This window comes from Endozoicomonas sp. Mp262 (genome assembly GCF_025643335.1).
Lineage (GTDB): Bacteria > Pseudomonadota > Gammaproteobacteria > Pseudomonadales > Endozoicomonadaceae > Endonucleibacter.
The window spans coordinates 1472808-1499063 of sequence record NZ_CP092489.1 but is presented as its reverse complement, the minus strand read 5'-3'; the positions used below and the strand labels follow the sequence as shown (position 1 = coordinate 1499063).

Sequence of the window (26256 nt, the reverse complement as noted above, 5' to 3'; positions counted from 1 at the left end):
TAAGATTCAAGGAGTAGTCCCTGAAATTGCAGTTAAGTATTGGTTGAATCTATATCAAAAAAAATTGATATAGATTTATGTCGCTGTTAAACTGCCGCTATTCCAAGCTATAAACACCAAAAAAGGACATAGCCTATGACTGCAACTGCCGCCATGACGACAGGTTTTAAGGATTTTCGTATTGCGGATATTTCCCTGGCGGAGTGGGGACGACGGGAAATCCAGATTGCTGAGGGTGAAATGCCAGCATTGATGGCTATTCGCAAAAAATATAAAGATCAGCAACCATTGAAGGGCGCCAGGATATTGGGTTGTATCCATATGACAATCCAGACCGCGGTATTGATTGAAACCCTGGTTGAACTTGGGGCTAAAGTTCGCTGGTCGTCGTGTAATATTTTTTCAACCCAGGATCATGCTGCGGCAGCTCTTGCCGCAGCAGGTATACCGGTCTTTGCCTGGAAAGGGGAAACAGAAGAGGAATTCTGGTGGTGTATTGAGCGAACTATTTTAAAAGAAGGGAAGCCCTGGGATGCCAATATGGTTTTGGATGATGGGGGCGATCTGACCCTGATGCTCCATGATAAATACCCACAACAGCTGGATAGGATTCACGGTATTTCTGAAGAAACCACAACAGGTGTTCATCGTTTGCTGGAGATGCTGGAGCAGGGAACACTGAAAGTGCCTGCCATTAATGTTAATGACTCGGTGACCAAAAGTAAGAATGACAATAAGTATGGTTGCCGTCATTCGCTCAATGATTCTATCAAGCGGGCAACCGATCATTTGCTGTCAGGAAAGAAAGCGCTGGTTATTGGCTATGGTGATGTGGGTAAAGGTTCCGCCGCGTCCCTTCGCCAGGAAGGTATGATTGTCAAAGTCTCGGAGATTGACCCTATCTGCGCCATGCAAGCCTGTATGGATGGCTTTGAGGTGGTGTCGCCTTATCTTGATGGAATCAATACCGATTCTGAAAGCTGTATCAATAAGCCCCTGCTGGAAAACACAGACCTGCTGGTAACCACAACAGGAAATGTTCATGTCTGTGATCGCCATATGCTAAAAGCCCTTAAAAGCAGCTGTGTAGTGTGTAATATTGGCCATTTTGATACAGAAATTGATACCGTCTTTATGCGTGAAAACTGGGAGTGGGAAGAAATTAAACCCCAGGTTCATAAAGTGTGGCGTAATAAACAGGCCAATGACTATCTATTGCTGCTTTCAGAAGGACGACTGGTTAATCTGGGTAATGCTACAGGGCACCCGTCGCGCATAATGGATGGTTCTTTTGCTAATCAGGTCTTGGCACAAATTCATCTTTATCAGGAGGGGTTTGCGAATTTACCGGATGAAGAAAGGGAGCTGTATGTAAAAGTTCTGCCCAAAGAGCTTGATGAGGAAGTGGCTCGCTATATGGTAGAAGGGTTTGGTGGGGTTGTGACCCGGTTAACCGGGGAGCAGGCAAACTATATTCATGTTACTGTTGACGGCCCTTTTAAGAGTGATGATTACAAATACTAGTGCCGCTAAGCATTAACATTTGTACAAGATACCTCGTTCCCAGCGTCCCGAGGTTGTCGCAAAAGTTATTTTTATTAACCACGGAGACACAAAGGCACGGAGATTTATAGTTTAAAGATACAAAAACTCTGTGCCTCCGTGTCTCCGTGGTTAAAAAAGAGTAAAAAACCTACTTTTTATCTACAGAATTGGGTTTCGCGACAGTCTCTCCCCGCTGGGAATGCATACGGGTGTTTCAACTTATTCAATAGCCGTACAGATATTCATGCTTACCTGCACGGGTTCGATAAGTTTTTTACTTGTATTTGACCATTAAATAAAATAATAAATTATGACTGACTCTAACAATAATAAAACACAAATAAGCTTTGAGTTTTTCCCCACTAAAACGGAAGCAGGAGCGCTGAAGCTTGAGCAGACCGCGTTCCAGTTAGCAGAATATAAACCGGACTTTTTTTCAGTCACCTATGGAGCGGGTGGTTCTACCCGGGATCGTACGCTTGAATCTGTGCTTGCCCTTCAGGAGCAAACTCGTGTTGCTACTGCACCTCATTTGTCTTGTGTTGGGGAGACTAAAAATAGCTTGCGGGATTTACTCCAGGACTATCAACGCCAGAATATTAACCGGATAGTTGCTTTACGGGGGGATTTACCTTCGGGTATGGGGCGTTTCTCTGGAGAGCTGCAATATGCCAATGAGCTGGTTGAATTTATACGAAAAGAAACAGGTGATCATTTTCATATTGAAGTAGCCGCTTATCCGGAGGTTCATCCTCAAGCCCATAATATGGAAGTGGATCTTGAAAATTTTCAGCGTAAGGTGAATGCTGGTGCCAATTCAGCCATTACCCAATATTTTTTTAATATAGATAGCTATTTTTATTTTATTGAGCGTATAGAAAAAATGGGAATAACCATTCCGGTGATCCCGGGAATTATGCCGGTTACAAATTTTGTCAAACTTGCTCGCTTCTCGGATACCTGTGGTGCAGAAATTCCCCGTTGGATTCGCAGGCAACTGGAAGCTTATGGGGATGATAGCCAAAGTATTAATCAGTTTGGTGAGGAAATGGTCACCAGGATGTGTGAAAAGTTATTAAATGAAGGGGCTGCCGGCTTGCATTTTTATACACTGAATATGGCAAAGCCCAGTTTGTCAATATGTAGCAATTTAGGCTTGTTCAAAAACTGAACATCAATGAGCAAAAGTGGAAAATTGATGTTTGCTGTTAATGAATTACCTACGGGTAGGCCTTGGAGATAAGAAGAACGGGTCGTTAAGAAGTTGTCGTGACCCTCCCCGTTTCTTTGGGTGTGCCTGTAGGGCTAATTTTAACATATTAAGTAGATCATTAATTTCTACATCACTGAAGCGACGAGGGGATTCCTCTTTCAAAGATACTTCAAGGGCTTTTAGCTTATTTTTGATGAAAGATTCTACAGGGGCATAATTATAAAAGGCTCCGTCAGGGAGGTCTTTCCAATGCTTAACATTGTAGATTTCAGTAAAAATTCCACGGGGTGATTCCACCAGTTTGTTACCGGATACCAACTCATATAAACAGCAGCCGGCAGACCAATTATCCAATGAAGTTGACCTTGCCTTGCCTTTTGGAAATACATCGGGAGGCATATAGCGATTATCACCACTTCCCTGGGCAAGAAATTCTCCCGGTTTACATCGACGGGCACAGCCAAAATCTGCAATTTTAACGTTTCCTTCTTTACCGATTAAAATATTTTCAGGCTTGAGGTCAAAATGGGTGATGCCTTTTGCATGTATATAATTTATTCCGGTGAAAAGTTGCTTGCCTATATTGCGGATGAGTGAAGCAGGCAATTTCTGGTCAGAATTTATTTTTGCAGGAGTTCTTTTTTTTTCGGAGGGTGGATTTACTGTCATATCAATAAGTGTGGATAGAGGATGTCCTTCATCCCTCATTAGTTTTTTATCAAAATCAACACGCACAATATTAGGGTGTTTGCCCAAGTGCCTCATGATTTCTTCATTATCAATAACTTGTTCATGTGTTTCTTTATCGGTTTTGGCAACCCATAATTTTCCATGGGTCTCGTTTCCTTTTAGTACTTGATCGACACGTCCAAAGTTCCCTTCTCCTAATCTATTGAATACTATGTCGTGAGAAATATTGAAAGGCCTGGTTTTTCTTTCTATTAATTTTGTTGTCGGAGGAAGTGATGTGGCTTTTGATTCCGGTGAAGATGCTTTCCTTTGTCTTAAAGTAATGATACCCGATTTAAGTGCTTCTACTTTTCGACTGAGCCAAGGCTTTTTAGCGACTCTGGTTTCGCCTTTATTATGGCTAAGTTCTTGTTCTGCCTTGAGGTCGGCTAATAGCTCAGGGCTTTTTGGAGGAACTGGAGGTGGGGGGGAAGTGGGTTCCATGTTTTGATCTCCCTGTCAGAATAAATAGAAAACGCCACCTTATAAATTAGTATAGACTGGGTATGTTCTTGGGTTAGGTGTCAGTACAATAGGTTATTTAACCGCTATTTCATCACGGGTTATTGCCGTACCTATGAGAAATCCCAGAATATATACCCCTCAACCATTAGTTGCAGGGACAACTGTCGAGCTGATAGACACTGCTGCAAATCATGTGGGTCGTGTCCTGCGAATGAAGGCCGGTGAGCCTTTGATTCTTTTTAATGGCGAAGGTGGGTCATTTCAGGGCCAGGTCGCTTCAGTTTCTAAAAAGCAGGTATCGGTGCTGCTGGAAAGCCGACGGGATTCTGACTCTGAGTCACCTTTACGCATTGAGCTTGGTCAGTCCCTGAGTCGTGGTGAAAGAATGGATTATGCCATTCAGAAAGCCACCGAGATGGGAATCACCGATATTACGCCAATTTTGAGTGAGCGTTGTGAAGTCCGGTTAAATGCTGAACGCCAGGAAAAGCGGATTAAGCATTGGCAACAGGTGGCTATCAGTGCCTGTGAGCAGTGTGGCAGAAACCGGGTTCCTGTTATCCATCCTCCTGTCACCGTAGCGCAGTGGCTTGATAGTCGTACCACTGACCTTAACTTTGTACTTCATCATCGGACCGATAAAAAGCTGGAGGGCTATAGCAAACCAGACTCTGTTTCCCTGTTAATTGGCCCGGAAGGGGGCTTGACTGCCGATGAAATTGGTATGGCTGAGTCCCATGGTTTTAAGGCATTGGCCATGGGACCCAGGGTGTTGAGGACAGAAACGGCACCTGTTGCTGCAGCAGCGCTGATGCATTATCTGTGGGGGGATTTGTCGTGACTGCCGCCCTATCGGGCGAGGCTTCTAAGCATCAGCAATACGTTCCGGCCTCTTGGCAAACCGGCTCTCCCGGTGTGCTATAAATAGCGATGCTCCGACAATAATGGCAGCCCCCAGCCATAAACGGCCGGGAGGCACCCAGCCAAACACCAGCCAGCCTGCGAGCACATTCATCGGTAATTTGGCATGGTCAAAAGGCTGTATATAGGAAGCATCCGCTACTTCATAGGCCTTGGCTATAGCCAGCTGGGCAATGCCGGTTAACAGTCCGGCTGCTATCAGAAATACCCATTCCTGCCCTGCGGGCCAGCTGAAAACCGGTGCTGCCAGCACCGCATTAAAGGGCGCTATAAGCACTAACAGGTAAAGGACTATCGTAGAAGAATGCTCTGTGCGGGACTGATACTTTACCAACAGGGAGTAACCCGCCCAGAAAAAAGCAGCGATGACTGGCAGTAGCGAAGCCAGATTAAAACCTTCGGCCCAGGGTTCCAGGATAATCATGGCGCCCAGAAAACCCGCTAACGTTGCTATCCACCGGGCGATACCGACGGTTTCTCCCAGCAGCAGTCCTGAACCAACGGTGGCGATAAGGGGGGACAACATTAACAGGGCAATACCCTGCCAGATAGGTACAGGCCAGGAAAGCGCCCATAGCCAGAATTGAACCCCCAGGACTGCAAAACCAACCCGCAGAAGGTGTAGTAAGGGTTGGCGCGTTGTTAACAGGTGACCCAGACCCTGCTGTTTCATCCAGGGTAACAGGATAGCTACGGCGATAAGGTATTGGAAAAAGGCAACATTGGATGATGGCATACCCATCTTGAAGCTTAAATACTGCCCCAGGCTATTAACGCCTGCAAAGGCAGCTCCGGCAGATAGCATCCAGGCTGCGCCAAGAATGGGGTTATGGTGATTGGTGGGGGTCATTTGTTTATGGATTCCTTTATCCTCTTCTATCCGGACTCTAACCGTCGGCTCTGGAATGGCTGCCAGTGGCATTTTCACCAGATCTGCTGACCCTGCTTCTTGGATTTGCAGGCGCTTGCGGGCTTTTCTCCTGAAGAGAACTACCGCCGGTCGGGATTTTCACCCTGCCCTGAGAATAGTCATTAGCGACGGTCAATCCTATACCAAAACACATGATTGGGGCATTATTTTTATATTCCCCATACACAGACTTCTAGCTGTTCCCTATGCCTGCCAACTTATGTTCCCTATGCCTGCCAACTTATGTTCCACACTGGCCAGATTTGGGATAATTGCGGGTAACCCGTTAATGATGGCCTGTCTTCTTTCAGCGGGCCCGGTGACTTCATTGGATGGCAATATATCCTGCTTACCAAGCGTTAAAGGTTGTGGGACACCCTGGATGATCAAACCATAAAAACTGTACGGGGTCTTGGTCAGGGTTTTCTTCAGTATGGCAATCCGCGTGGTGATTGAGTGACTGGTAAATTGCTGTTCATTAATACGCTCAAAGGCCATTAAAGGAACGGTGACGCCTCGCCAGTCAATATCTCCCAAATACCAATGGTTGTCCTCCTGAATACTCTCAGGCTGGATATAGTCAATCACTTCTGCCAGACAAGCCATGGGCAGGAGTAAAGGGTGTTGTTGCAGTGGCAGCAGCAGGGATTTTATTTCCTGGCTGCTGGTGGTTGGGGTGTCCATATTAACTCCCGGCCTTGCTTAGATGTTTTTTAACGGTTTCAAGCAGGATGTTTTCCTGGAAAGGCTTGCCCACATAATCGTTAACACCCAGGCTGAATGCCCGGTCTTTATGCTTTTCCCCGGTACGTGAGGTCACCATGATGATGGGCAACGTCTTGCAGGAGGGATCATTACGAATAGCACTGGCCACTTCAAAGCCATCCATTTTTGGCATTTCGATATCCAGCAGAACAAGGTCCGGTTTTTTTTCGGAGATTATACGCAAGGCATCAGTGCCATCTTTTGCAGAACTCACTTCATAACCATTACGGGCAAGAAGGCGGGATGTCACTTTACGCATGGTAATGGAATCATCCACAATCAGAATGGTTGAGGTGTTGGTCTTATTGGTATCTTCTGACACCAGTTCACCGGCATCTGTTTTTGCCAGTGGGGAATAGTGTTTTTTGATCAGGGCCAAGGGTTCAATAACTATAACCACAGAACCATCTGCCAAAATGGTTGCACCATTAACACCGGACAATTCCTCAAACTGCGGGCCAAGGGGTTGGGTTATAATTTCCCTGCCTCCATAAATAGCATCAATATGGAGGGCAAAATTTTCACCGCCCCGCTGTAAAATAATAACTGGGCCATGTTCTGTCTTAACCCGGGTAGTTCTGTTGCCAAGGAGTCTGTTGAATGAAATAAGCCGGTGTTTTATACCAGCATATTCGAGTCCTTTTTCTTCCTTATAGCAGGCCAGGAGTTCCGTAGGACTAACCATCGCCAGCCCATCAATGGACTGCATGGGAATTGCGTAAAGGCGGTCACTTTGCTGAACCAATAATGCCCTGCCAATAGGTGAGCGAATGGGCAGGTGTATACTGAACCCTGTGCCCTGCCCCGGTTGGCTGGTTATTTTAATATTTCCGCCGAGTTCACTGATTTCGCTACTGACAACATCCAGGCCGACGCCCCGGCCAGACATCTGGGTGATTTTATTGGCAGTGGAGAGGCCGGGTGCCAGAATCAGGCGGAGCAGTTCAGAGTGAGCAAGTTGGGCATCTTTGGCTATGATGCCTTTTTCTATGGCCTTTTCCCTGACGGCATTAAGATCAATACCCTGGCCATCATCACTGACTTCCAGAATAGAGTGAGTACTGGTATTGAAAAATTTCAGGGTGATTTGACCGGCCTCTGGCTTGCCAGCCTTTATTCGGTCATCAATGCTATTTTCAATGCCGTGGTTTATGGCGTTTCTAATGATATGTTCAAGGGGCGCCTGAATTTTTTCCAGTGTTGTCCGGTCGATTTTGCTTTCAGCGCTGTTTATATGTAACTCAACGGGTTTATTCAGCTCACCGGACACTTGATCGGTGGTTTTCCTTATTCTGGGTAATAGTCGTTCAAAGGGCACCATGGGTGTTTCAGACAGTTGCTTCTGTAGTTGGGTTAATGCCCTGGCCTGTTGCTGAAGTAAGGTACTGGCGTTGTTGTTCTGATCCTGTATTGATTGTCCCAGGTCTATCAGGTCGGATGCAGATTCTGATAGTGCGCTGGAAAGCTGGGTCAGTTCTGAGTACTGATCCATTTCCAGTGGGTCAAACTCCGGGTTTTCATCGGCTTTCTGCTGATGCCTTGATAAAATTTGCCCGTGGGTTTCCATATCAAGCCGGCGAAGCTGTTCTTTAAGCCTGAGGGTGGTGCTATCCATTTCCCCCAGGGCATGAGCGATGTTGTGAATTTGCTGCTCTACCTGGGAACGGTGGACATTGGATTCTCCGGAAAGGGTAATCAGTTGCTCCAAAAGTTCCTGTGAGACTCGTACTTTTTCTTTGGAAAACGCGCTGATACCCGTGGATGGCAGGAACTGTATGCCATCTTTCTGGCTGACAGCGAGAGGCACTTCATCGTTGGTGTGGGACGGTTCCTGCCCCTGAATGAACTGATCAGATAAGGCTGTTAATGAAGACGGCTTGCCAAGATAATCAGGCAGATCGATGTTTGGGTTCGATTCAGGTTTTTGAAGTGAATCAGGGCCCTCACACCATTGCTCAAGCAGGCTGATAAAATTCTGTGCCGGTGGGCAGGGCAAGCCACGGCTGATGGCCTGGAGCATGATTTCAATATGATCGTGGGACTTTTGCAGTAATCCCAGAGGTGCTTCTGATGGAGAGCGATAACCCGCGGTAATGGTTTCATAGACACTCTCAATGGCATGGCTAATATCAGCCAGGCCATTAAAGCCCACCATTCGTGCTCCACCTTTCAGGGTATGGAGATTGCGTTGGAGTTCACCCAGGGCCTGACTGCCATTACCCTGCCGAAGCCAGCTATTTAAGGCAGTAGAGCAGTTGTCGGTGATCTCCTGCGCTTCTTCAAGAAACAGGCGGATAAGCTCTATATCTCCTGTGCTCTTGAGGCTCGGTTCGGTTTTTTGCTTTAACAGCGATTTCAGGGCATCCCGGATTGAACTGAATACTGAGTCCACCGAATCAATAGTCTGTCTGGCGGCAGCCTGGTTCAGGATATTCACTAGTGCATCAAACCCTTTATGAAGTGGGTGAGCCAGTGCTTTTGGTAAGGTGCTTTCATGGTTGCCAAGATAATTGCACACATCCAGCAGAACGTTACAGAGCAGGGAAAGGGGCGCTATGTTGGCTTCAGAGGCCTTTTCTCCCAGTATTTTTAACTCTTTTTTAAAGAGCTGCAGTTCTCTTGAGGCAATGGATATTGACCATCTTTCCAGATAGGTGTCGGCATCCAATAATACATCCAGCTCTCCGGACTGGAGTAAACCAGAGGGAATAGGCACAGGCTTACTTACTTTCGCTTCAGGCTGTGCTTGATGGACTTCTTCCGGTACATCCTCAAGAGATTCAAGGCTTGCCAGTTCTTCCGGTGCAAAAAATGCCTCACCCCGGGCCAGGTCGTCGGCCTGTTCCATAAACAGCAGCACTTCAGCTGTTAATAGCTGACTGTCAGAGCAATAATCGCCAATCAGGTCAGGTAGCATATGGGTAACATGGGTCACCAGGGATAGCATGCTGTCACCCGGTTTAATGGCCCCGGAAAGTAGCCGGTTGAGCATATTTTCCACAGCTGAGGCTAATTCGCCAATCACATTGGCATCGCTGGTTCTGGCTTGTTCTTTAAGGGTATAAAACCAGTCACGTATGATTTTTTGTGTATCAGGGTGGTCACGTTGGCCTTGCCAGATGACTATGCTGCTTTTCAGCTCGTTATGAATAAAATGGGCTGTCTCTTCAAAAGGTGCTGTTCTGGCAATCTCTTTTAATTCACTTGTCTCTGTTGTTTTATTTTTGTCGGCCTGAATAACGGGGTTATTGTTGGCATGATCTTGAGCTGAGAACTGAAAAGTCAGTTCTTTTTTATTACTGGCCTGTTCTGTTGATATTTCTGATTTGGGGGTTGGCAGAATTTCTGGCTCTTCTTCAACAATGACTTCCAGGTCTTCAAATGCCATGCTTTCCAGTGACCGGGAGTTGGCTTCTATTTCAGAAGAAACTAGCTGGTCAGCAAGCGTGGATGCCTGGTCAAAGGAGTGCTCTGCCGCTTGTGCATTGCCTTTATAGAGGCGTTTAAGGGAGTTATCTATGGCATTCAGGCAATGGGAAATACGGGTCAGCACATGCTCAGGCGGCCGTTTCCGTGACTCTAGCCATGATCCCCTAATGTACTGCGCTACCTTATCAGCCAATGAAGCATATTTGGTTAGCAGCGTTATATTCAGTGTGTCCCTGACGCTTTCCAGTAATGTGGGAACATTGCTTAAGAACTCGATATTTCTCTGGTGGCTGAGAAAGTCATCAATGGCGTTTCTGGTATGGTTCAGCTCAGTCTGGGCTTCGAGAATAGATAGTTTGTGTAGCTCTTTTAGTACAAATGGAGCTTTGTCTGAGGGGGTTGCCGTGTGTTTTTGACTGATGTTCTTCGGTGATTTCGAAGATGGCTGCTTTCTGGATTCCACCCCCGGGATACCCGTGAAAACCTGTTCAAGCTGATAACGTTTTTTTTGGGCCAGAATCAGCTTGTTGGTGCTATCGGCCCCGCTGATCAGGTATAGCACGTCTTTCAATAGAGACGGACTTGGTGGGTAATTAACCTCCAAGCCATTGCTTTCAATAAGCTGTTTAAGCTGGAAATCCAGTGCTTTGAGCAGGCTATTGCCCTTATCCGATGAAGGAATGGATTGCTCCATAAGTCCCTGAACCAGCGCAGCGCTGGCATCCCATAAGACTGAGGAAGGTGATCCCCAGGTCAGGTTCTGCAACTTGCCAAAAAGCTTATTCATTAAGCTGAGGCTTTGTTCCGGCTCTTTTTTGCGGAGGTAGCTGGTCAGGCATATCTGGTATTTCTGACGAATTTTCTTGAATACCTTGATTGCACCGGACTTAATGAGATGGTCAAGCTGCTCTTTTTCCAGGGGGGGGATGCTGTTCCTGATAACAGGGTCGAACAAATCCAGCGCTGAAAGGGGGGGCTGGTGGCGGGCAGTGCGCAGGGCATTCAGCAGTTCTATTAACGCTTCAGGAGGGGAAGCGGGTTTACCAATCAGGTTAGAGAGTTGCGTTATGCCCTGAATAAGCGTTTCAGTGGCAAACTGGGCATTGGTTGTCTGGTTATTAATCAGGGCACTTGCTGTTTCCAGAATTTCTTCTGCAAGCCGTCGGGTGGTGACTGGCTTCAGTTGCTTCAGTGGGCTCAGCACTTCATGAAGCCGATCCTGGGAGATAGCCAGACGTTTTTTTTCTTTAGGAGAGTCCAGGTAAGTTTCCAGTGCCTGCCTGATCGCTGAAAGTGACTGCCTGACATCCACTTCCGTTTGTTTTTTTTCTAGATCGTCCTTGTACTCAGCCATAGATCACTCCCGCTACCCCCCAGGCTGGACATAGCCATCACCAGCCTTGTATGGAAAAGACAGTTTTAATTTTCGAGTTCTTGCAGTTTGAATCCTGAAACGGTTTTTCGCATCTCTAAAGCCATTTCAGCCAAATTGCCGATGGAACCGGCAGTGGCATTGGTGCCGGAAGATGTCTGTATGGTGATATCTCTAATGGTCTTCATCCTGCTGGAAATCTGGGCCGCAGAGTTAGCCTGGGTTTTGGCTGTCTCTGAGATATTGTGAATCAGGTTGGCCAGGGTGTTGGATACCTGTTCAATTTCTTCCAGGGCGATGCCGGCATTTTGGGCAAGTTTTGCACCATTGACCACTTCACTGGTGGTTTGCTCCATGGAAAGAACAGCCTCATTGGTATCGGTCTGGATAGTGGAAACCAATGCTTCAACCTGCTTTGTTGCCGCAGATACTCTTTCAGACAGTTTTTGTATTTCATCTGCAACAACAGCAAAACCCCGTCCTGCCTCTCCAGCCATTGATGCCTGGATGGATGCGTTAAGTGAAAGAATATTGGTTTGATCGGCGATATCATTGATCAGCGAGATAATATCCCCTATTTCCTGAGAGGATTCGCCCAGCCGTTTAAGCCTCTTGGAGCTATCCTGTATCTGCTCCCGTATGGTATTCATTCCGTCCATTGTATTTCTTACGACATGAGTCCCCTTGGCGGCTATTTCCAGGGAGCGTTTTGCCACCGTTGCTGACTCAGTGGCATTGGCTGAAATCTTATCGATGGAAAGGGCCATGTCATTGATGGACTGGGTTGCGGTATTAATTTCAGTGGCCTGATGTTCCGTGGCCTCTGCCAGCTCATGGGCGGTGGACTGGCTTTTTTGAGCCGCATTATCCACTTCTACCGCCGTGTGGTTAATGGTTTTTACCAGTACTCTCAGCTGTTCTATGGCGTAGTTGATGGAATCGGCAATAGCGCCGGTGAAGTCGTCTGTGACTGTTGCACTGACCGCAAGATTGCCATTGGCCAGCTCTTCCATTTCATCCAGTAACCGTACAATGGCCGCCTGGTTTGCCTTATTTTCTGCCTGTGTTTTTTCAAGTTGCTTCCGTATTTCGCGCTTGGCTGCAATGATGACCAGGAGCAGAAAAATCACTGCCGTAACGATGCCAGCAATGAAAATAGCCTGATAGGTAAACCGGTTTTCTGAATTTGATGTGTGAATATTGGCAAGAACGGAGGCTTGCTGTAGAAGCTGTTGTGAGTCCGTGAAAATCTGGTTAGCTGATACCCTGGCCTGGAATAGCTCCGGTGATTTTTCCAATACTTCATTGACACTGCCGGTGACAAGGGTAAAAAGATCGGTGACTTCAACCAGGCGGTCAATGGCTTCTTCATTGGTGACCTGTTTGAGACCCATAGCTACATTACCATTGGTCATTCCGGTTAGTACCCGGCTGAAAAGCTCTGTATCCCGGCCAATGGTATCTGCCGCCAGAATGGAATCATCACTGCCTTCCAGAATACCGGTCAGGCTGGTGATAATGCGCTCTGCCAGCCAGGGTTGGCGCTGGGCAAGGGCTATTTGATCAGCGGCTGTATTGTTTTCTAGCAGGATTTCGACTATTTCATCATATTCCAACTGCAATTGAGGGATGGTTTCTTTAAGTGTACTGGCGATGCCGTGTAGGGACAGTATTGGCGCTTCCGCGGCAAGGATGTTCTCTATTTCTAATTTGAGGGCTGTCCAGGATGCATCCAGGGTCTGGATCTGATGGGGGGTGATGCTATTACCAAGAGGTAATAGTGATGAAGGTGGCTGCTTTAATTCGTCCAACCGGGTATCCAGTTCAGCACTAAGCTCTTTTAACATGCTAAAGGCTTCTGCTTTACCCGATAGGGCTTCGTTAGTATTTTTTACAATTTTCTGTGATAAAACCTTTAACTCACTGGCTTCATTAATTAGCTTTTGCTCATGGCTAACTTGTTGATCAAAGTAGAGAAAAGCTGTGACCAAGGTAATTGCAGAGAGCAGTAATAATAGTATTGAGGTTATATTTGAGCCAGTTTTTTTGGGGGGCTGGGTTAGGCTGATAGCTTGACTCTTCATTGTTCTTATCCCTGATTATGAAGTCAATAGATGCCGAAGTTGCTTTTTGGGTAATAGGTTTTTCCAGGTATTTAACCTCTGGCCGCCCTGAGAAACCGGTGACTGCTTAATAACCGTCGGGTACAAAATACCAGGTGATGGATATCTCGAAAAAAACAACCGGTTACAAATGGCCGATAAGCTGATTTCAGTTCACCAGGAACATCTTTTTCATCCTTGAGTCCCGAGAATTTCATCATACCCTGGACCTCATCAACAATTAATCCCAGCGGCGTTTCTTTATGTTCAACCAGTAGTGTCTTTCTCCTGCCGGTACTGAGAGGGCTATCTCGTCCCAGGAAGTCGCCAAGGTCTACGATGGGAACTATACGTCCCCGAATATTGGCAATCCCTTTAACCCAGTCCTGGACATCTGGCAGTGGTGTCATATCTGGTATTGATAGAATTTCCAGTATTTCCCGGAAATCGACGACAAAATGATGGTTATTCAAGATAAAACTCACCCCACTCCATTGATTAGATGTTGTTTCTATTGCCGGAAAAGGTGTGGAAAACTGCATGACCTGCTTTTCTATGGCAACCAATTCATCAAAGGGATGAGAAGGGGACGTTTCCATGGGTGGCTTTCCTGGGAATATTAGCAAGTGTGCTCTTTGGTATTTTTATTTTTTAACCCTTTTTAGATACTGTTATTCAACTAAATCCGTCTCTAATAAACTGCTTAGGGTTTTAATTAATGCCTTTTCATTGACAGGCTTGGTCAAGTACTCTTTGGCTCCCTGTCTTATTCCCCAGGTTATATCCGTATCCTGGTCTTTTGTTGTGACAATGATAACAGGAATATGTCGGGTTAAAGGATCTCTGGATAGTTGCCGGGTAGCCTGAAAGCCATTCACTCCAGGCATGACAACATCCATGATGACGGCGCTGGGTTTCTCTGTCCGGCACAGGGCAATGCCGTCGGCACCATTATTAGCGGTAAGCACAGTGTATCCATGCTTCTTTAAAAGCCCAGTCAACTGATATAACTCTGTTGGAGAGTCATCAATAACCAGAATTTCAGCCATTTATTCCCCCTTATCCAGTTTTTAAACAGCCTCTAACATCTTGTTGTCAAGAACAACGTCGGCTCCAGTCTTTTTTATTGGCCATATTTAGCGCTTGGAGAACGAATTGCCATGTTATTTTTTTATCATAGAAATAGCTGGTATGACCAGAATAAAACCTCAACAGCCCCTAAAGAACAGGGTGTTCAGGCCGATGCAATACCAGTATTTGCTGGCTTTATAAGGGATAAAAATGCTTAGCCCCAAGCCAATCATTATTGGACTTATGGCTTACAGCTGTATTAGCCTGAGTACTTCTTCATGGTCTCAAAGTCTGAAAGAAGTGGTGAAGGACGCTTTGAATAATCACCCTGAAGCCAAGGCGGGTTTAAGTGTAATCAATGCTGAGCGTGAAAAGGTGGATATAGCCCTTTCCGGGTATTTACCTAGCCTTGATGTCAGTGCAAGTATTGGTGGCCAAAAGCGACTGCTTCCCCCCGGGCGAAGGGATGCCTCCCACGATAAAAGCTATACCAGAAAAGAAGGCTCAGTGGCCCTTAAACAAAGTATCTTTGCCGGATTCAATACACTGCAGAAGGTAGCCCAGGCACGGCATATCTCTGTTGCTGAAACCTATCGACTGGGGGCTACCCTGGAGGAGTTGGCATTAAAAATAACCAGTGCCTATCTGAAAGTATTAGAGCACTCGGAACTATTAGAACTGGCTGAAGATAACCTGAAGCTGCATGATGATATTTATCAACAGGTTAGAAAGAGAGCAGAGCAAGGGTTGGCCAGAAGTTCTGATTTAGCCCAAATTGAAGGCCGCAGGGCACGGGCTAATGCCAATGTTATTAATGCAAAAAATAACCTTGCTGATGCCCAAAGTGAATATTTTGCCTTGGTAGGATCCATGCCGGTGGAGCCTGTTATGCCAGATATTGAAAATATGGTCTTGCCTGAAACCATTGAGAGCCTCCTTCCCGAAACTTTAAGAGAGCACCCGGCGATATTGGCGACACACTACGAGGTTATGGCCGAAGAAGCCGATTATAAAGCGCAAAAGAGTCGCTTTTTCCCATCCCTTGATGTGGATGTTGAGCAGAGCTGGAAAACCAACGCCGATGGCCAGTTAAATACCACGCAGGACTTGCAAGTGATGGCAAGGCTTCGCTACAACCTTTTCAGGGGCGGCTCCGATTTATCTCAAATTAAGGAAAGTGCCTATCGAGCGGAGGAAAAGCGTTCGCAAAAAGACCGGCTGACACGCACTATTGAGGAGAAACTTCGGCTGGCCTGGGACAGCTATCGCTTTTTAGGGGAGCAGATGCAGTATTTGCACCAGCATGAAGAGGCCAGCAAGAAAACAGTTGAAGCCTATCGCGAGCAGTTTTTCATCGGCAAGCGTACTTTGTTGGACCTGCTGGATACGGAGAATGAATTATTTCAGTCCAGCAAGAGTCTGACCCAGGCCATCTACCAGGAGACCTACTCCCGATACCGTGTTCTGTCAGCTTCTGGTAATTTGCTCAACGCATTTGGTTTAAACTGGGGGCGTCAGTGGTCAACTGACTCTGAAAAATAGAGAATTAACTCCTGCACTATTTCTTATTCCCATTCCTCAAGTGGTAAAATCCAATCGTAAAAGCAACACCTGTGAACTCACTTCAGAATGGCTATAATCCAAACCTTTTCGCAAGCCCTGAAGAAAATTGATGAGTACTACCGATTCTGTACAACGCTTTATTTTTGAAAACACCGATATACGTGGAGAGCGGGTATGTCTCCAGGCATCCTTTGAGGATGCGCTGGCTGCTCATGATTACCCCTTACCGGTAAAGCGATTATTAGGTGAGCTGGTAGCCGCTTCTGTATTGCTGAGTACCACCTTAAAATTTAGCGGATTAATGAGTTTGCAGGTTAAAGGCACGGGTCCTCTTTCTCTGTTAATGGTTGAGTGTACAGAGAGAAAATCTTTCCGGGCTCTGGCACGTTTTTCTGGAGACTGTGAAGAGGGGGGTATTGAAAAGCTTATTGGCCAGGGGCAGCTGGTTATTACCATAGATCCTGATAAAGGCCAGCGCTATCAAGGCATCGTACCCTTGACTTATCCTACGCTTTCAGAGTGTCTTGAACATTACTTTGCCCAATCTGAACAGCTTTCTACCCGGATATGGTTGGCCAGTGACGGCTATAAAGCTGCCGGCATGTTGCTTCAGGCACTGCCTGCCAGTAAAGAATCTTCTAAAAAGCTGCGAGAGGAAACCTGGTCAAGACTGTGTTTGTTAACCAATACGGTTTCAGATAATGAACTGCTGAGTTTAGAGTCAGAATCCCTGCTTAGTCGTTTATACCACGAAGAACAAGTAAGGCTTTTTGACAGTGAGCCGGTGGTTTTTCAATGTAACTGTTCCCGAAAGAGAAGTGCACAGATAATTCACAGCATTGGCAAGGATGAAGCGGACTCTGTTATTCGCGAACAGGGACAGATAGCCATGGACTGTCAGTTTTGCAACCAGCAGTACGTTTTTAGTCCGGATGATGTGATTGATATATTCAATGGGCATGAAGGGTATTTGCACTGAATCAGCTATGATTGGTATATGCTCGAATCCTTAGGGTGATGAGCATTCATTATGGGCGTTTGGGGGGATGTCGCAGGGAGTGTAATGGGTAATAGTATGGCTTCTATTTCCTGTTCCCCCCTAGTTGATAATCCTTGACTTCAGGCAACGCTATTTAGCAGGTAACACTGTAGTTTTATTTTCTATGAGTTCTGATATCGCTATTGAAAACCTACCATTAGATATACAACAACGGTTAACATAGCGCGATAAATCTTCACTAATAACAGTCAGAAAACCAGGAGAGCTCTTGTGACAAGTCAAGTTAGTGCACATGTCGGGCAGAAAGTGGAAGCCTTGGCCAAGCTGGGAATAAGTAACATTCGTGAAGTTGTTTATAATCCGTCTTACGAACAGCTCTTTGAAGAAGAAACCAGGCCTGGTCTCGAAGGATATGAAAGAGGGTTTGTTACGGAGCTGGGTGCCGTCGCTGTTGATACCGGAGTATTCACCGGACGTTCGCCGAAGGATAAGTATATTGTTAAGGATGAGTCTACCCAGGACTCAATATGGTGGGCTGATCAGGGTAAAAATGATAATAAAGCCATCTCTACAGAGATTTGGGCTCACCTCAAGCAGCTTGTCACCCGCCAGCTTTCAGGTAAGCGATTGTTTATCATTGACGGCTATTGTGGAGCTAATGAAGAAACACGGCTTAAGGTTCGCTTTATTACAGAAGTGGCATGGCAGGCTCATTTTGTAAAAAATATGTTTATCCGGCCCATGTCGGAAGAGCTTGTTACATTTGAACCGGACTTTGTGGTAATGAATGGAGCCCGGTGCACTAACCCCCAGTGGCAAGAGCAGGGACTAAACTCCGAGAATTTCGTTGCCTTTAACTTGACCGAGCACGTGCAGTTAATTGGGGGAACCTGGTATGGGGGAGAAATGAAAAAAGGGATGTTCTCCATGATGAACTACCTTTTACCCCGTAAAGGTATTGCGTCCATGCACTGTTCAGCCAATGTGGGTAAAGAGGGCGATGTTGCCATATTCTTCGGCTTGTCTGGTACCGGAAAAACAACCTTGTCAGCTGATCCCAAACGGGCATTGATTGGTGATGATGAACACGGCTGGGATGATGATGGTGTCTTTAACTTTGAGGGGGGCTGTTACGCCAAAACCATCAAGTTAAATAAGGAAAGCGAACCGGATATTTATGCAGCCATCCGCCGGGATGCCTTACTGGAAAATGTCACAGTGAGTGCCGATGGTAAAATTGATTTTGATGATGGCTCAAAAACCGAGAACACGCGCGTTTCATATCCTATTTATCACATTGATAATATTGTTAAACCCGTATCGAAGGCCGGGCATGCTAAAAAGGTTATTTTCTTAACAGCGGATGCCTTTGGCGTATTACCACCGGTATCACGTTTAACGCCAGAACAGACAAAATACCACTTTTTATCCGGCTTTACCGCCAAACTGGCAGGCACAGAGCGGGGGGTAACAGAGCCTACACCAACATTTTCTTCCTGTTTCGGGGCTGCATTTTTGACATTGCACCCCACCAAGTATGCCCATGAGCTGGTTAAGCGAATGGAGGCCAGTGGCGCTACCGCTTATTTGGTTAATACGGGCTGGAATGGTACGGGTCAGCGTATTTCAATTGATGCTACCCGCGCTATTATTGATAGTATTCTGGATGGCTCCATTGATAAATCGGAGACAAAAGTTCTGCCTTACTTTGGTCTTCATGTTCCCCAAGAAGTGCCCGGGGTGAATGCAAATATTCTGAACCCGCAGGAAACCTATGAAGACCGAAGAGATTGGGAGCGTAAGGCCAGAGACTTGGCAGATCGCTTTATCACTAATTTTGAGAAGTTTACGGACACTCAGGAAGGCAAAGCATTGGTGAGTGCGGGCCCTCAACTTGACTAGAATCTTTCCGGGTTGGGGGAGCTCCCCCAACACCCATCAATAAAAAGGTAAGCTATTATGTCCGGTGACAAGGATGTCCAGGGAAAAAGACAGGCCAGTTTTGTTTCATATGTGCCTGAAGAATCGATGAAAGAAAGAGGTGAATCAGGCCGTTTTAGTGGGCATACAGTTAAGGAGCAAGACGCTTTACTTTCAGCAGAGCTAAGAATCCGGGATACAGGAAAAAAAGATAAAGGCATTGGTCAGTGGTTTATATCGCTATTTAAAAAGGAAGAATCAGTAAGGTATCAACAATTACCTGAAGCTGAAGAGGAAGCTGTTTCCAGTCATACGAGAAAGCATCCTGCCGATGGAAATCAAGAGCCATTGCGGGATATAGATGATTCACTGGAAAGTTTTAAAAGGCATGTATTGGCATTTAAACAACGAGGTGCTGTTGAGCATAATGGTCAAGCTGAGTTATTTCTTAAAGACTTGGAAGAAATAAGAATGGCTATATCGACATTAGAGGGTTGTCCCCGTAGAAAACAGCGGGAAGCAGACTACCTGGAAGCTACAGCTTCAGAATTAGAAAGCCGCTGGAAAAGTACTAAGGATCATCAGTCATTGGCTATCGAACTCGATAGCATTGCCGTTAGGGTTGAAAGTCATGTTAAAAAGCTTGTTGATTTTATTAAAAAAAATGATGATCCATGGGCTGCTGCCATGCCGGCATTTGGTGGTGTCGATCAAGCCCAAAGAGCCTATTTGAAAAAGCCTGTTTATTTTGATCCACAGTCAAGGCAGCTTAAAGTGGATGATAAGTCTTTTGTAAAACGGGTGGTTGCTAAAGTCTGTCCTAGAGTTTACGCCAATAAAACATTTAAAGATGCATTAGGCCAGTTATTTGATAAATCAGTGGTAGACCAGGCATATAAAATTTATTTTGGTGAAAAATATTCCCATTGGAAAGTAAAGGTAACAGATAGGGATGTTGCTGTTTTATTAAAGGCCATAAAGAAGTTGCAAGCACCACCTGTGGAGCCTGGTGTCGCAGAGGTAAGGACTATGACGGATCAGGATCAGGTGGTCTTTAGGTTTGATAAAAAGCAGGGCGGCATTATGACTCTTACAGACAGTGAAGTGGTTCGACTTTACGAGCAAGAGCTACAAGATAGTGATGATGAGCCTTCAGAGCATAGAGTTGATTTGCTTGATGCGACTATTAATCCAAAGTGGCTGATGGCAATAAGGAGAAGTTTATCTTTTTCATCGTTCAAACAATCGCTGAATGATTACTTGATGTCGATTAATGGTGGTAATGAATACTACGCTGAAGAGTTTGTTGATGAAGCGCTTATTCTATATTTGGGTTCAACAGAATATAAAGGACTATTCACTAGTGAAATGGCCTCAGATATTTTGCAACTATTGGATAAAAAACCAGTGCTTAATTTTGCTAAAGAGCGATTAAAAGCCTATTTCCCTGAGGGAGATAAATTTGATGCTTTACCCGATAAAGTTAAGGCTGACTTTGACAGCCAAGATGGTTTAAGTTCTAAAATCAGGGCTAAGGAAGGGGCTATTCCTGAAATCCCTGCCCATTGTATGGAGCCAGGTCAGTATGATGAATTTAAACAAAAGTGTTTGCGTGAACTGGAGAAACATACAAAAGAGGCTCAACTCGAAGCTAAAATAAAGCTTCAGGATAAGGTTAAGAAAGGCAGAAGACCTTCACCGGCAGATATTGCTAATGCGAAAATGGGAATAATCTTATCAGATAAGGATGTTGAAAAAATTGCCGTGAAGGTTTACGCAGAACAAGTCGCTCCACAGCGAATGGGTGCTTTGAAAGCAATAATGGAAAATCGGAATGAAAAAGATCAATAAATGGTGTTTATTAAAAAGTAATCCAGCATTATAGCTGGATTACCTGATTGGCATTTAGAGTATCATCAGCATCATGGGTCACCATGATTGTGGGCACCGCTCTGGATGTTATTTGTTGAATGACAAACTCTCTGAAACTTTTTTTCAGGTTTGGATCAAGCTTTGAAAAAGGTTCGTCTAATAGCAGAGCCTTCGGCTCTGATAGCAGGGTTCTCATCAGGCTAATTCGGGCTTTTTGTCCTCCGGACAGTGTTGCCGGGTCATGGTGGCTAAAGTTAGCCATGTCGCAGGAGCCCAGGGCATGCATTACCCTTCTTTTGCGTTCTTTTCGGCCATAGCCCGATGGTATGCCAAAGGCCAGATTCTCTCCTACCGTCATATGCGGGAATAACAGGTGATCCTGAAACTGTATGCCGACGTGCCTTTTATGTATGGGAAGAGTGCTAATCTTGGTGTGGCCAAGCCAAACTTCCCCGCGGCATTTAAATGCCTGGCTGATGGTGCCGGCAATATAACTTAGAAGAGAGGATTTGCCACAGCCACTGGAACCCATCAGGGCAAGTACTGATCCGGGGAAGACCTCCAGGTTCAGGTCTTTAATGAGCGTGTTTCCTGCCACGGTTAAAGTGACGTGTTTGAGTGTTAGGGGCACTAGACCAATCTCTTCCTCAGCTTAAGCAGTGACCAGCGGGCGGAAAGCATAGCCAGCATATAAACAATCATGGGCAATAGCATCTGTACGAGTCCGTATACACTGGTTAACCGTCGATTATTTCCGCCAGCCAGGCTGACGGCCTCCGTCGTAATTGTGGTAATACGTCCTGCCCCGGCAAATAATGTTGGCAGATATTGGGCAACACTGACGGCAAAGCCCAGGGACAGGCTTGCCATAATGGGCTTCCAGAGCATCGGCAGCTTGATGTTCCAAAATGCCTTTAGCCTTGAGTGAGTTAGCAGGAGGGCCAGGGTAGTGTGCCGTTCATCATAGTGATTCCATGGGCCTGCAAGGCTTAGGTAGCAATAGGGAAATACAAATAACAGATGGATCAGAATCACTGACCACAAATAACCATCCAGGTTGCCTTTTAGCATCAGAATTTGGATACCGAACAAGAAGCTTAGCTGTGGCAGCAACATGGGGATAAACAGGGTTTTTTCCAGATAGGGTTTTATCCTGGAACAAAACTTATTGCCAGATTCCAGCATAAATATCGACAGCAATACTCCAAGGCTTGCCGATATGAGACCAATGACAAGCGTATTTATTACCGGTTCTGCCAGCTGAGGCCAGGCATTTTGCCAGTTTCTGAGGGTTATCTGTGTTGGCCAAAGGGAAGGAAAGCGCCATCGCCAGACAAAAGACCAGATTAGCAGAGCAATTAAGGCACCAGAAAATAACACCAACAGGCCTCGCCAGGTATTCAGAAATAAAAAGGGGAGCACATTAAAAGCATATCCCCTGTGGCCAAAAGTGAGCCAGGACTTTCCAAAACAACTGACAAGCTTTTCCACTACCCAGAAGATGCCAATTGCGAGGCTAACCAGAAGAAATAGCGTAATACTTCCTGCCGCAGCAGGAAGCTGCTGGGACAGATCCGGATCCTGAAGCCAGTAAAGCACTTGTACCGAAAACAGCGGGGGGGTATCAGGCCCCAGAATTAAAGGAATATCCACAACAGACAGGGAGTAGGAAAGAACAATAAAAACCGGAAGCCTGATCATTGGGTATAGGCGTGGCCATATCAGTTTTACCCAGCATGACCATGGGGTATAGCCCAGGCTTTGGCCTATACCCAGTAGTCTGTTGATGGGCAATTCCTGCAGGGCGTTGATTAATACAAAGATAAGAAAAGGGGTTTCCTTTATCACCAGTAGCATGATCAAACTGATTCCCATCGGGTCTTTAACGGTATTCCAGTCAGGTGGTGCTCCCCAACCTGCTAATAGGGCAATAACACGAGTAAGAATACCGCTGGGCATGATTAAAAAGGCCAGGCCGAATGCCAGTGCGATATGGGGAATAGCTAAAAGAGGAGATAGCCAGTGGGTGATTCTATTCCAGCTGGCTTTATTCCAGGCGCTGCTGATGGTGCCAAGCGCCAGAAAAAGAGAGAGTACGGTGGATGATATTCCGACCCACAGAGAGAGCCCTGCCATTTTGAAAAATCCAGGGGTGTGGAGTAACTGAGTCCAGGAAGACAGGCTCAGCTTGTGGAAACCTAAAGCAGGAAAAAATCCAAAGGCTGGTGGAATTATGCCGATGAGCCCTGCCATGACGCTTAGCAAAAAAAAAGCGGCCACCCCCACATACAGGCTAGTGGCAATAGGTTTTGATAAATTCACAGGATTACCGATAACGTTGTAACCAGGCTTTTTCGAGAGCAGAAACCCAGGAGTTATGTGGCTCAGGAAGTGCTATGCCGAGCTGCGCTGAATTCAATGTAGCGGCGCCTTGAGGCAACTTGTTGAACTTGTCCTGGTGGGATGGAGGCAGTAACCCCATGGTAAGAACAGTGGGATCTCCCCAGATACCGGGGTTAGATTTTCTTAACTGGGCCTCAGGGGATAATAGGAAGTTAACTGTTACCTGGGCAGCAGCCTTGGCAGAGCTGTTAAAGGGGATGGCAAGGAAATGGGTGTTGCCCAAGGTTCCACTTTTATGAACGTAGGTTCGGACAGTCTTGGCCAATTCTCCATTCTTTATCGCAGCGCTTGCATATGCCGGATTAAAGGTCATGGACAATGCTATTTCACCATCATCCAGTAGTGGCGTCATTGCCATATTGTTTCTTGGAAAGCTTTTTCCTTTGCGCCACAACAGAGGATGAAGCTGGTCAAGATAGGCCCAGAGAGGTTGGGTTAATCGATCAAACTCTTCCTTATTGACCGGGTGAAGCAGGGCTTCAGGCTTCTTGAGCAGTTCGTATAATAATTGTTTCAGGAAAGTTGTACCGACGAAATCGGGAGGCAGTGGATAGGTCACCCTGCCAGGGTGTTGTTTGGCAAAAACGAGCAGTTCCGAGGCGCTTTTCGGTGGGTTTGAGATTAGACTACTGTCGTATATAAACACCAGTTGAGCCATTCCCCAGGGTGCTTCAAACCCTTCCACCGGTTCTCCAAAATCAATGACTGTCGTTGGTTTATCCTTGGGATTAATAAAACGCATTGAGGGTAAATTATTGGAAAATGGGCCGTATAGCAGTCGGTTGTCTTTCATGGACTTAAAGTTTTCACCATTAATCCAGATAAGATCTACGGTTCCATTTTCAAGTCGTCCCGCTGTTTTCTCGGATAGTACCCGGCTGACAATACTTGCTATATCATCAACTTTTACGTGCTTCAGGGTAATGTCATAACGTTGTTTAACCTGATTGCTTGCCCAGCGAATATAATCGTTAATTTGTTCGCTACCGCCCCAGGCATTGAAATAAACCGTCTGGCCTTTGGCCTCTTTAACAACGGCTTCCCAGTTTTCTGCCCAGGCCCACGAGTTTGAGGCAAATGCCGCGATGATTAGCAAAGCTGATAGCATCAGCTTATGCCTGTTCCTCCATAGTTTTTTCATGGTTAGCTGTTTTTGGTGAAAAAATAAAGCTAGGCTGTTGCAAAGTGACGGTTAATGTCAATAGCTATTCTTGGTCAGGTTTCCGAACTCGTCCTGGTAAGATGATAAATGGCAACCTTGCCCATCAGGTTTGGAAATATCCGCATTTGCCAACCTCCTTTGTGAGACTGATCAACAACCAAACGACGGAGTATTTTTAGTTTTTTTTGGCGGCACAGAATCTCAAAATCCCGGAATGTACAAAAGTGAATATTAGGTGTATCAAACCAGGTATAGGGCATGAATTTTGACACGGGCATTCTGCCATTAACTAATAGCTGAAGCCGGCATTGCCAATGGCCAAAATTTGGAAAAGTAACGATACATTCTTTGCCCACTCGTAGCATCTCATCAAGAACCCGGTGGGGGTATCGCATGGCCTGTAGTGCCTGGGTCATAATAACTGTATCGAAACTGTTGTCTTTCAGGTGACTCAGCCCCTGATCAAGATTATGCTCAATAACGTTGACGCCTGACTCAAGGCAACGTTTGATATTTTCTGCATTGATCTCCAGTCCATAGCCTGAAACGTGCTTGTTCTGAATGAGCTTGTTGAGTAATACTCCGTCACCGCAGGCCAGATCCAGTATTCGGCTATGGGGTGCTATCCAGGATTCTAAAATAGTAAAATCAGCCCTTTCCATCAGTGCACTCCCTGGCTACTCGCTGCATATACGTCGACAGCCCATTAATATATCGGGGAATATTGATCAGGAATGCATCATGGCCTTGTGGTGCATCAATGTCCAGGTAAGAAACATTTTTGCCAGAGTCGATAAGGGCAGTAACAATTTCTTTGGATCGGGCAGGGGAAAAGCGCCAGTCTGTGCTGAATGATATCACCAGGAATTGGCTTGAGCAGTGTGAAAGGGCTTTGGCAAGGTCATCGTCAAAGGAGGCGGCAGGGTCGAAATAATCCAGCGCCCGGGTCATGAGCAGGTAGGTATTGGCATCAAAGGTTTTTGAAAAAGTCTGTGCTTGATGATGGAGATAGCTCTCAACCTGGAATTCGGCGCCAAAATCAAAATTTAAATCTTCACTTCTCCTCTCCCGGCCAAATTTTTTACCCATGGCATCATCTGATAGATAAGTAATATGGCCGATCATTCTTGCCAGTCCCAGCCCTTTTCCCGGGGTTGTTTTTTTTGCAAGGTAATCACCATCGGTAAAACTTGCATCAGTCATAATAGCTTGTCGGGCCACTTCATTAAATGCGATGTTTTGGGCGGATAATTTTGCCGCTGAAGCAATCACCACCGTATGCTTTACCTGTTCCGGATAGCTGATTGCCCATTGCAGTGCCTGCATTCCACCCAGGCTTCCACCAATAACGGCAGCCCACACTTTTATATTGAAGTAGTCGGCCAGTAAAGCCTGGCTTTTTACCCAGTCTTCAACAGTCACCATGGGAAAGCTTGCTCCCCACGGTTCTCCGGTTTCAGGGTTTAAACTGGTAGGGCCTGTACTGCCATGACACCCGCCAAGATTATTAAGCGATACCACAAAAAAATGATTGGTATCTATCGGTTTACCCGGGCCAATGCAGTTATCCCACCATCCGGCTTTTTGATCATTAATGGAGTGGTACCCTGCGGCATGGTGATTTCCACTGAGGGCATGACAGACTAATACGGCATTACTCGCCTGCTGATTCAGGGTTCCATAAGTTTCTACCATTAACTGGAATGGAGCTAAAACCTGTCCACACTGCAAAAGCAATGACTGTTTAAAGCAAATTATTTGGGGGCTGACGAGACCAACAGAGTTAGCAGGGGTGACATCCGGCATAAACATCC

Annotated in this window: 19 protein-coding genes and 1 riboswitch; of the genes, 7 read left to right on the top strand and 12 right to left on the bottom strand. The window is 46.0% G+C overall.

Annotation, left to right across the window (positions count from 1 at the left end):
* The first annotated feature begins 135 nt into the window (after positions 1-135).
* Together ahcY and metF are read left to right on the top strand one after the other, a co-directional pair.
* Complete coding sequence (gene ahcY / locus MJ595_RS06510) at positions 136-1524, top strand: adenosylhomocysteinase (RefSeq protein WP_263081625.1); 1389 nt, start codon at positions 136-138, stop codon at positions 1522-1524.
* A 331-nt stretch (positions 1525-1855) separates the two neighbouring features.
* The gene (gene metF / locus MJ595_RS06505; RefSeq protein ID WP_263081624.1) at positions 1856-2716 is read left to right on the top strand and encodes a methylenetetrahydrofolate reductase [NAD(P)H]; all 861 of its coding nucleotides are present in this window, start codon (positions 1856-1858) and stop codon (positions 2714-2716) included.
* A 45-nt stretch (positions 2717-2761) separates the two neighbouring features.
* On the opposite strand, the gene MJ595_RS06500 is transcribed toward metF, so the two are convergent.
* Positions 2762-3931, bottom strand: coding sequence for a protein kinase (locus MJ595_RS06500; RefSeq protein WP_263081623.1), 1170 nt, complete (start codon positions 3929-3931; stop codon positions 2762-2764).
* A 133-nt stretch (positions 3932-4064) separates the two neighbouring features.
* On the opposite strand from MJ595_RS06500, the gene MJ595_RS06495 reads away from it, so the two are divergent.
* A complete protein-coding gene (locus tag MJ595_RS06495) occupies positions 4065-4793 on the top strand; it encodes a 16S rRNA (uracil(1498)-N(3))-methyltransferase (RefSeq protein ID WP_263081622.1) in 729 nt (242 codons plus the stop codon).
* Positions 4794-4817: 24 nt separating this feature from the next.
* Here MJ595_RS06495 and MJ595_RS06490 read toward each other — a convergent pair whose 3' ends face one another.
* The 6 genes from MJ595_RS06490 to MJ595_RS06465 form a co-directional block, all read right to left on the bottom strand.
* Complete coding sequence (locus MJ595_RS06490; protein ID WP_263081621.1) at positions 4818-5723, bottom strand: DMT family transporter; 906 nt, start codon at positions 5721-5723, stop codon at positions 4818-4820.
* A gap of 14 nt (positions 5724-5737) precedes the next feature.
* A riboswitch (FMN riboswitch) is annotated at positions 5738-5904 on the bottom strand.
* 83 nt (positions 5905-5987) lie between these two features.
* On the bottom strand, positions 5988-6467 hold the full coding sequence (locus tag MJ595_RS06485; RefSeq protein ID WP_263081620.1) for a chemotaxis protein CheW: 480 nt from the start codon (positions 6465-6467) through the stop codon (positions 5988-5990).
* Between the two features lies 1 nt (position 6468).
* A complete protein-coding gene (locus tag MJ595_RS06480; RefSeq protein WP_263081619.1) occupies positions 6469-11331 on the bottom strand; it encodes a response regulator in 4863 nt (1620 codons plus the stop codon).
* Between the two features lie 65 nt (positions 11332-11396).
* Positions 11397-13433 carry a methyl-accepting chemotaxis protein gene (locus MJ595_RS06475; RefSeq protein ID WP_263081618.1) on the bottom strand — a complete coding sequence of 679 codons (2037 nt, stop codon included), beginning with the start codon at positions 13431-13433 and terminating at the stop codon, positions 11397-11399.
* A 71-nt stretch (positions 13434-13504) separates the two neighbouring features.
* Positions 13505-14050: a chemotaxis protein CheW gene (locus MJ595_RS06470; protein ID WP_263081617.1), complete on the bottom strand. Its 546-nt coding sequence runs from the start codon at positions 14048-14050 to the stop codon at positions 13505-13507.
* A 72-nt stretch (positions 14051-14122) separates the two neighbouring features.
* Entirely contained in the window at positions 14123-14500 is a 378-nt protein-coding gene (locus tag MJ595_RS06465; RefSeq protein ID WP_263081616.1) for a response regulator, read from the bottom strand.
* Positions 14501-14765: 265 nt separating this feature from the next.
* Here MJ595_RS06465 and MJ595_RS06460 point away from each other — a divergent pair, with 265 nt between their 5' ends.
* The 4 genes from MJ595_RS06460 (at position 14766) to MJ595_RS06445 (ending at position 20856) form a co-directional block, all read left to right on the top strand.
* On the top strand, positions 14766-16064 hold the full coding sequence (locus tag MJ595_RS06460; protein ID WP_263081615.1) for a TolC family outer membrane protein: 1299 nt from the start codon (positions 14766-14768) through the stop codon (positions 16062-16064).
* Between the two features lie 130 nt (positions 16065-16194).
* The gene (gene hslO / locus MJ595_RS06455; protein ID WP_263081614.1) at positions 16195-17064 is read left to right on the top strand and encodes an Hsp33 family molecular chaperone HslO; all 870 of its coding nucleotides are present in this window, start codon (positions 16195-16197) and stop codon (positions 17062-17064) included.
* Positions 17065-17355: 291 nt separating this feature from the next.
* On the top strand, positions 17356-18987 hold the full coding sequence (gene pckA, locus MJ595_RS06450; protein WP_263081613.1) for a phosphoenolpyruvate carboxykinase (ATP): 1632 nt from the start codon (positions 17356-17358) through the stop codon (positions 18985-18987).
* A gap of 57 nt (positions 18988-19044) precedes the next feature.
* On the top strand, positions 19045-20856 hold the full coding sequence (locus MJ595_RS06445) for a hypothetical protein (RefSeq protein WP_263081612.1): 1812 nt from the start codon (positions 19045-19047) through the stop codon (positions 20854-20856).
* Positions 20857-20884: 28 nt separating this feature from the next.
* Here the strand turns inward: MJ595_RS06445 and MJ595_RS06440 are convergent, their stop codons facing one another.
* From MJ595_RS06440 to MJ595_RS06420, 5 genes are all read right to left on the bottom strand, one after another.
* The gene (locus MJ595_RS06440) at positions 20885-21508 is read right to left on the bottom strand and encodes an ATP-binding cassette domain-containing protein (protein ID WP_263081611.1); all 624 of its coding nucleotides are present in this window, start codon (positions 21506-21508) and stop codon (positions 20885-20887) included.
* The gene (locus MJ595_RS06435; RefSeq protein ID WP_263081610.1) at positions 21508-23199 is read right to left on the bottom strand and encodes an ABC transporter permease subunit; all 1692 of its coding nucleotides are present in this window, start codon (positions 23197-23199) and stop codon (positions 21508-21510) included. Before MJ595_RS06435 ends, MJ595_RS06440 begins: the two co-directional genes overlap by 1 nt.
* Before the next feature lie 4 nt (positions 23200-23203).
* Positions 23204-24421, bottom strand: coding sequence for an ABC transporter substrate-binding protein (locus MJ595_RS06430; RefSeq protein WP_263081609.1), 1218 nt, complete (start codon positions 24419-24421; stop codon positions 23204-23206).
* 74 nt (positions 24422-24495) lie between these two features.
* Positions 24496-25104 (bottom strand): methionine biosynthesis protein MetW, encoded by a 609-nt coding sequence (gene metW, locus MJ595_RS06425; RefSeq protein ID WP_263081608.1) that lies wholly within the window; start codon positions 25102-25104, stop codon positions 24496-24498.
* Positions 25091-26248, bottom strand: coding sequence for a homoserine O-acetyltransferase (locus MJ595_RS06420; protein ID WP_263081607.1), 1158 nt, complete (start codon positions 26246-26248; stop codon positions 25091-25093). Before MJ595_RS06420 ends, metW begins: the two co-directional genes overlap by 14 nt.
* Positions 26249-26256 lie beyond the last annotated feature (8 nt).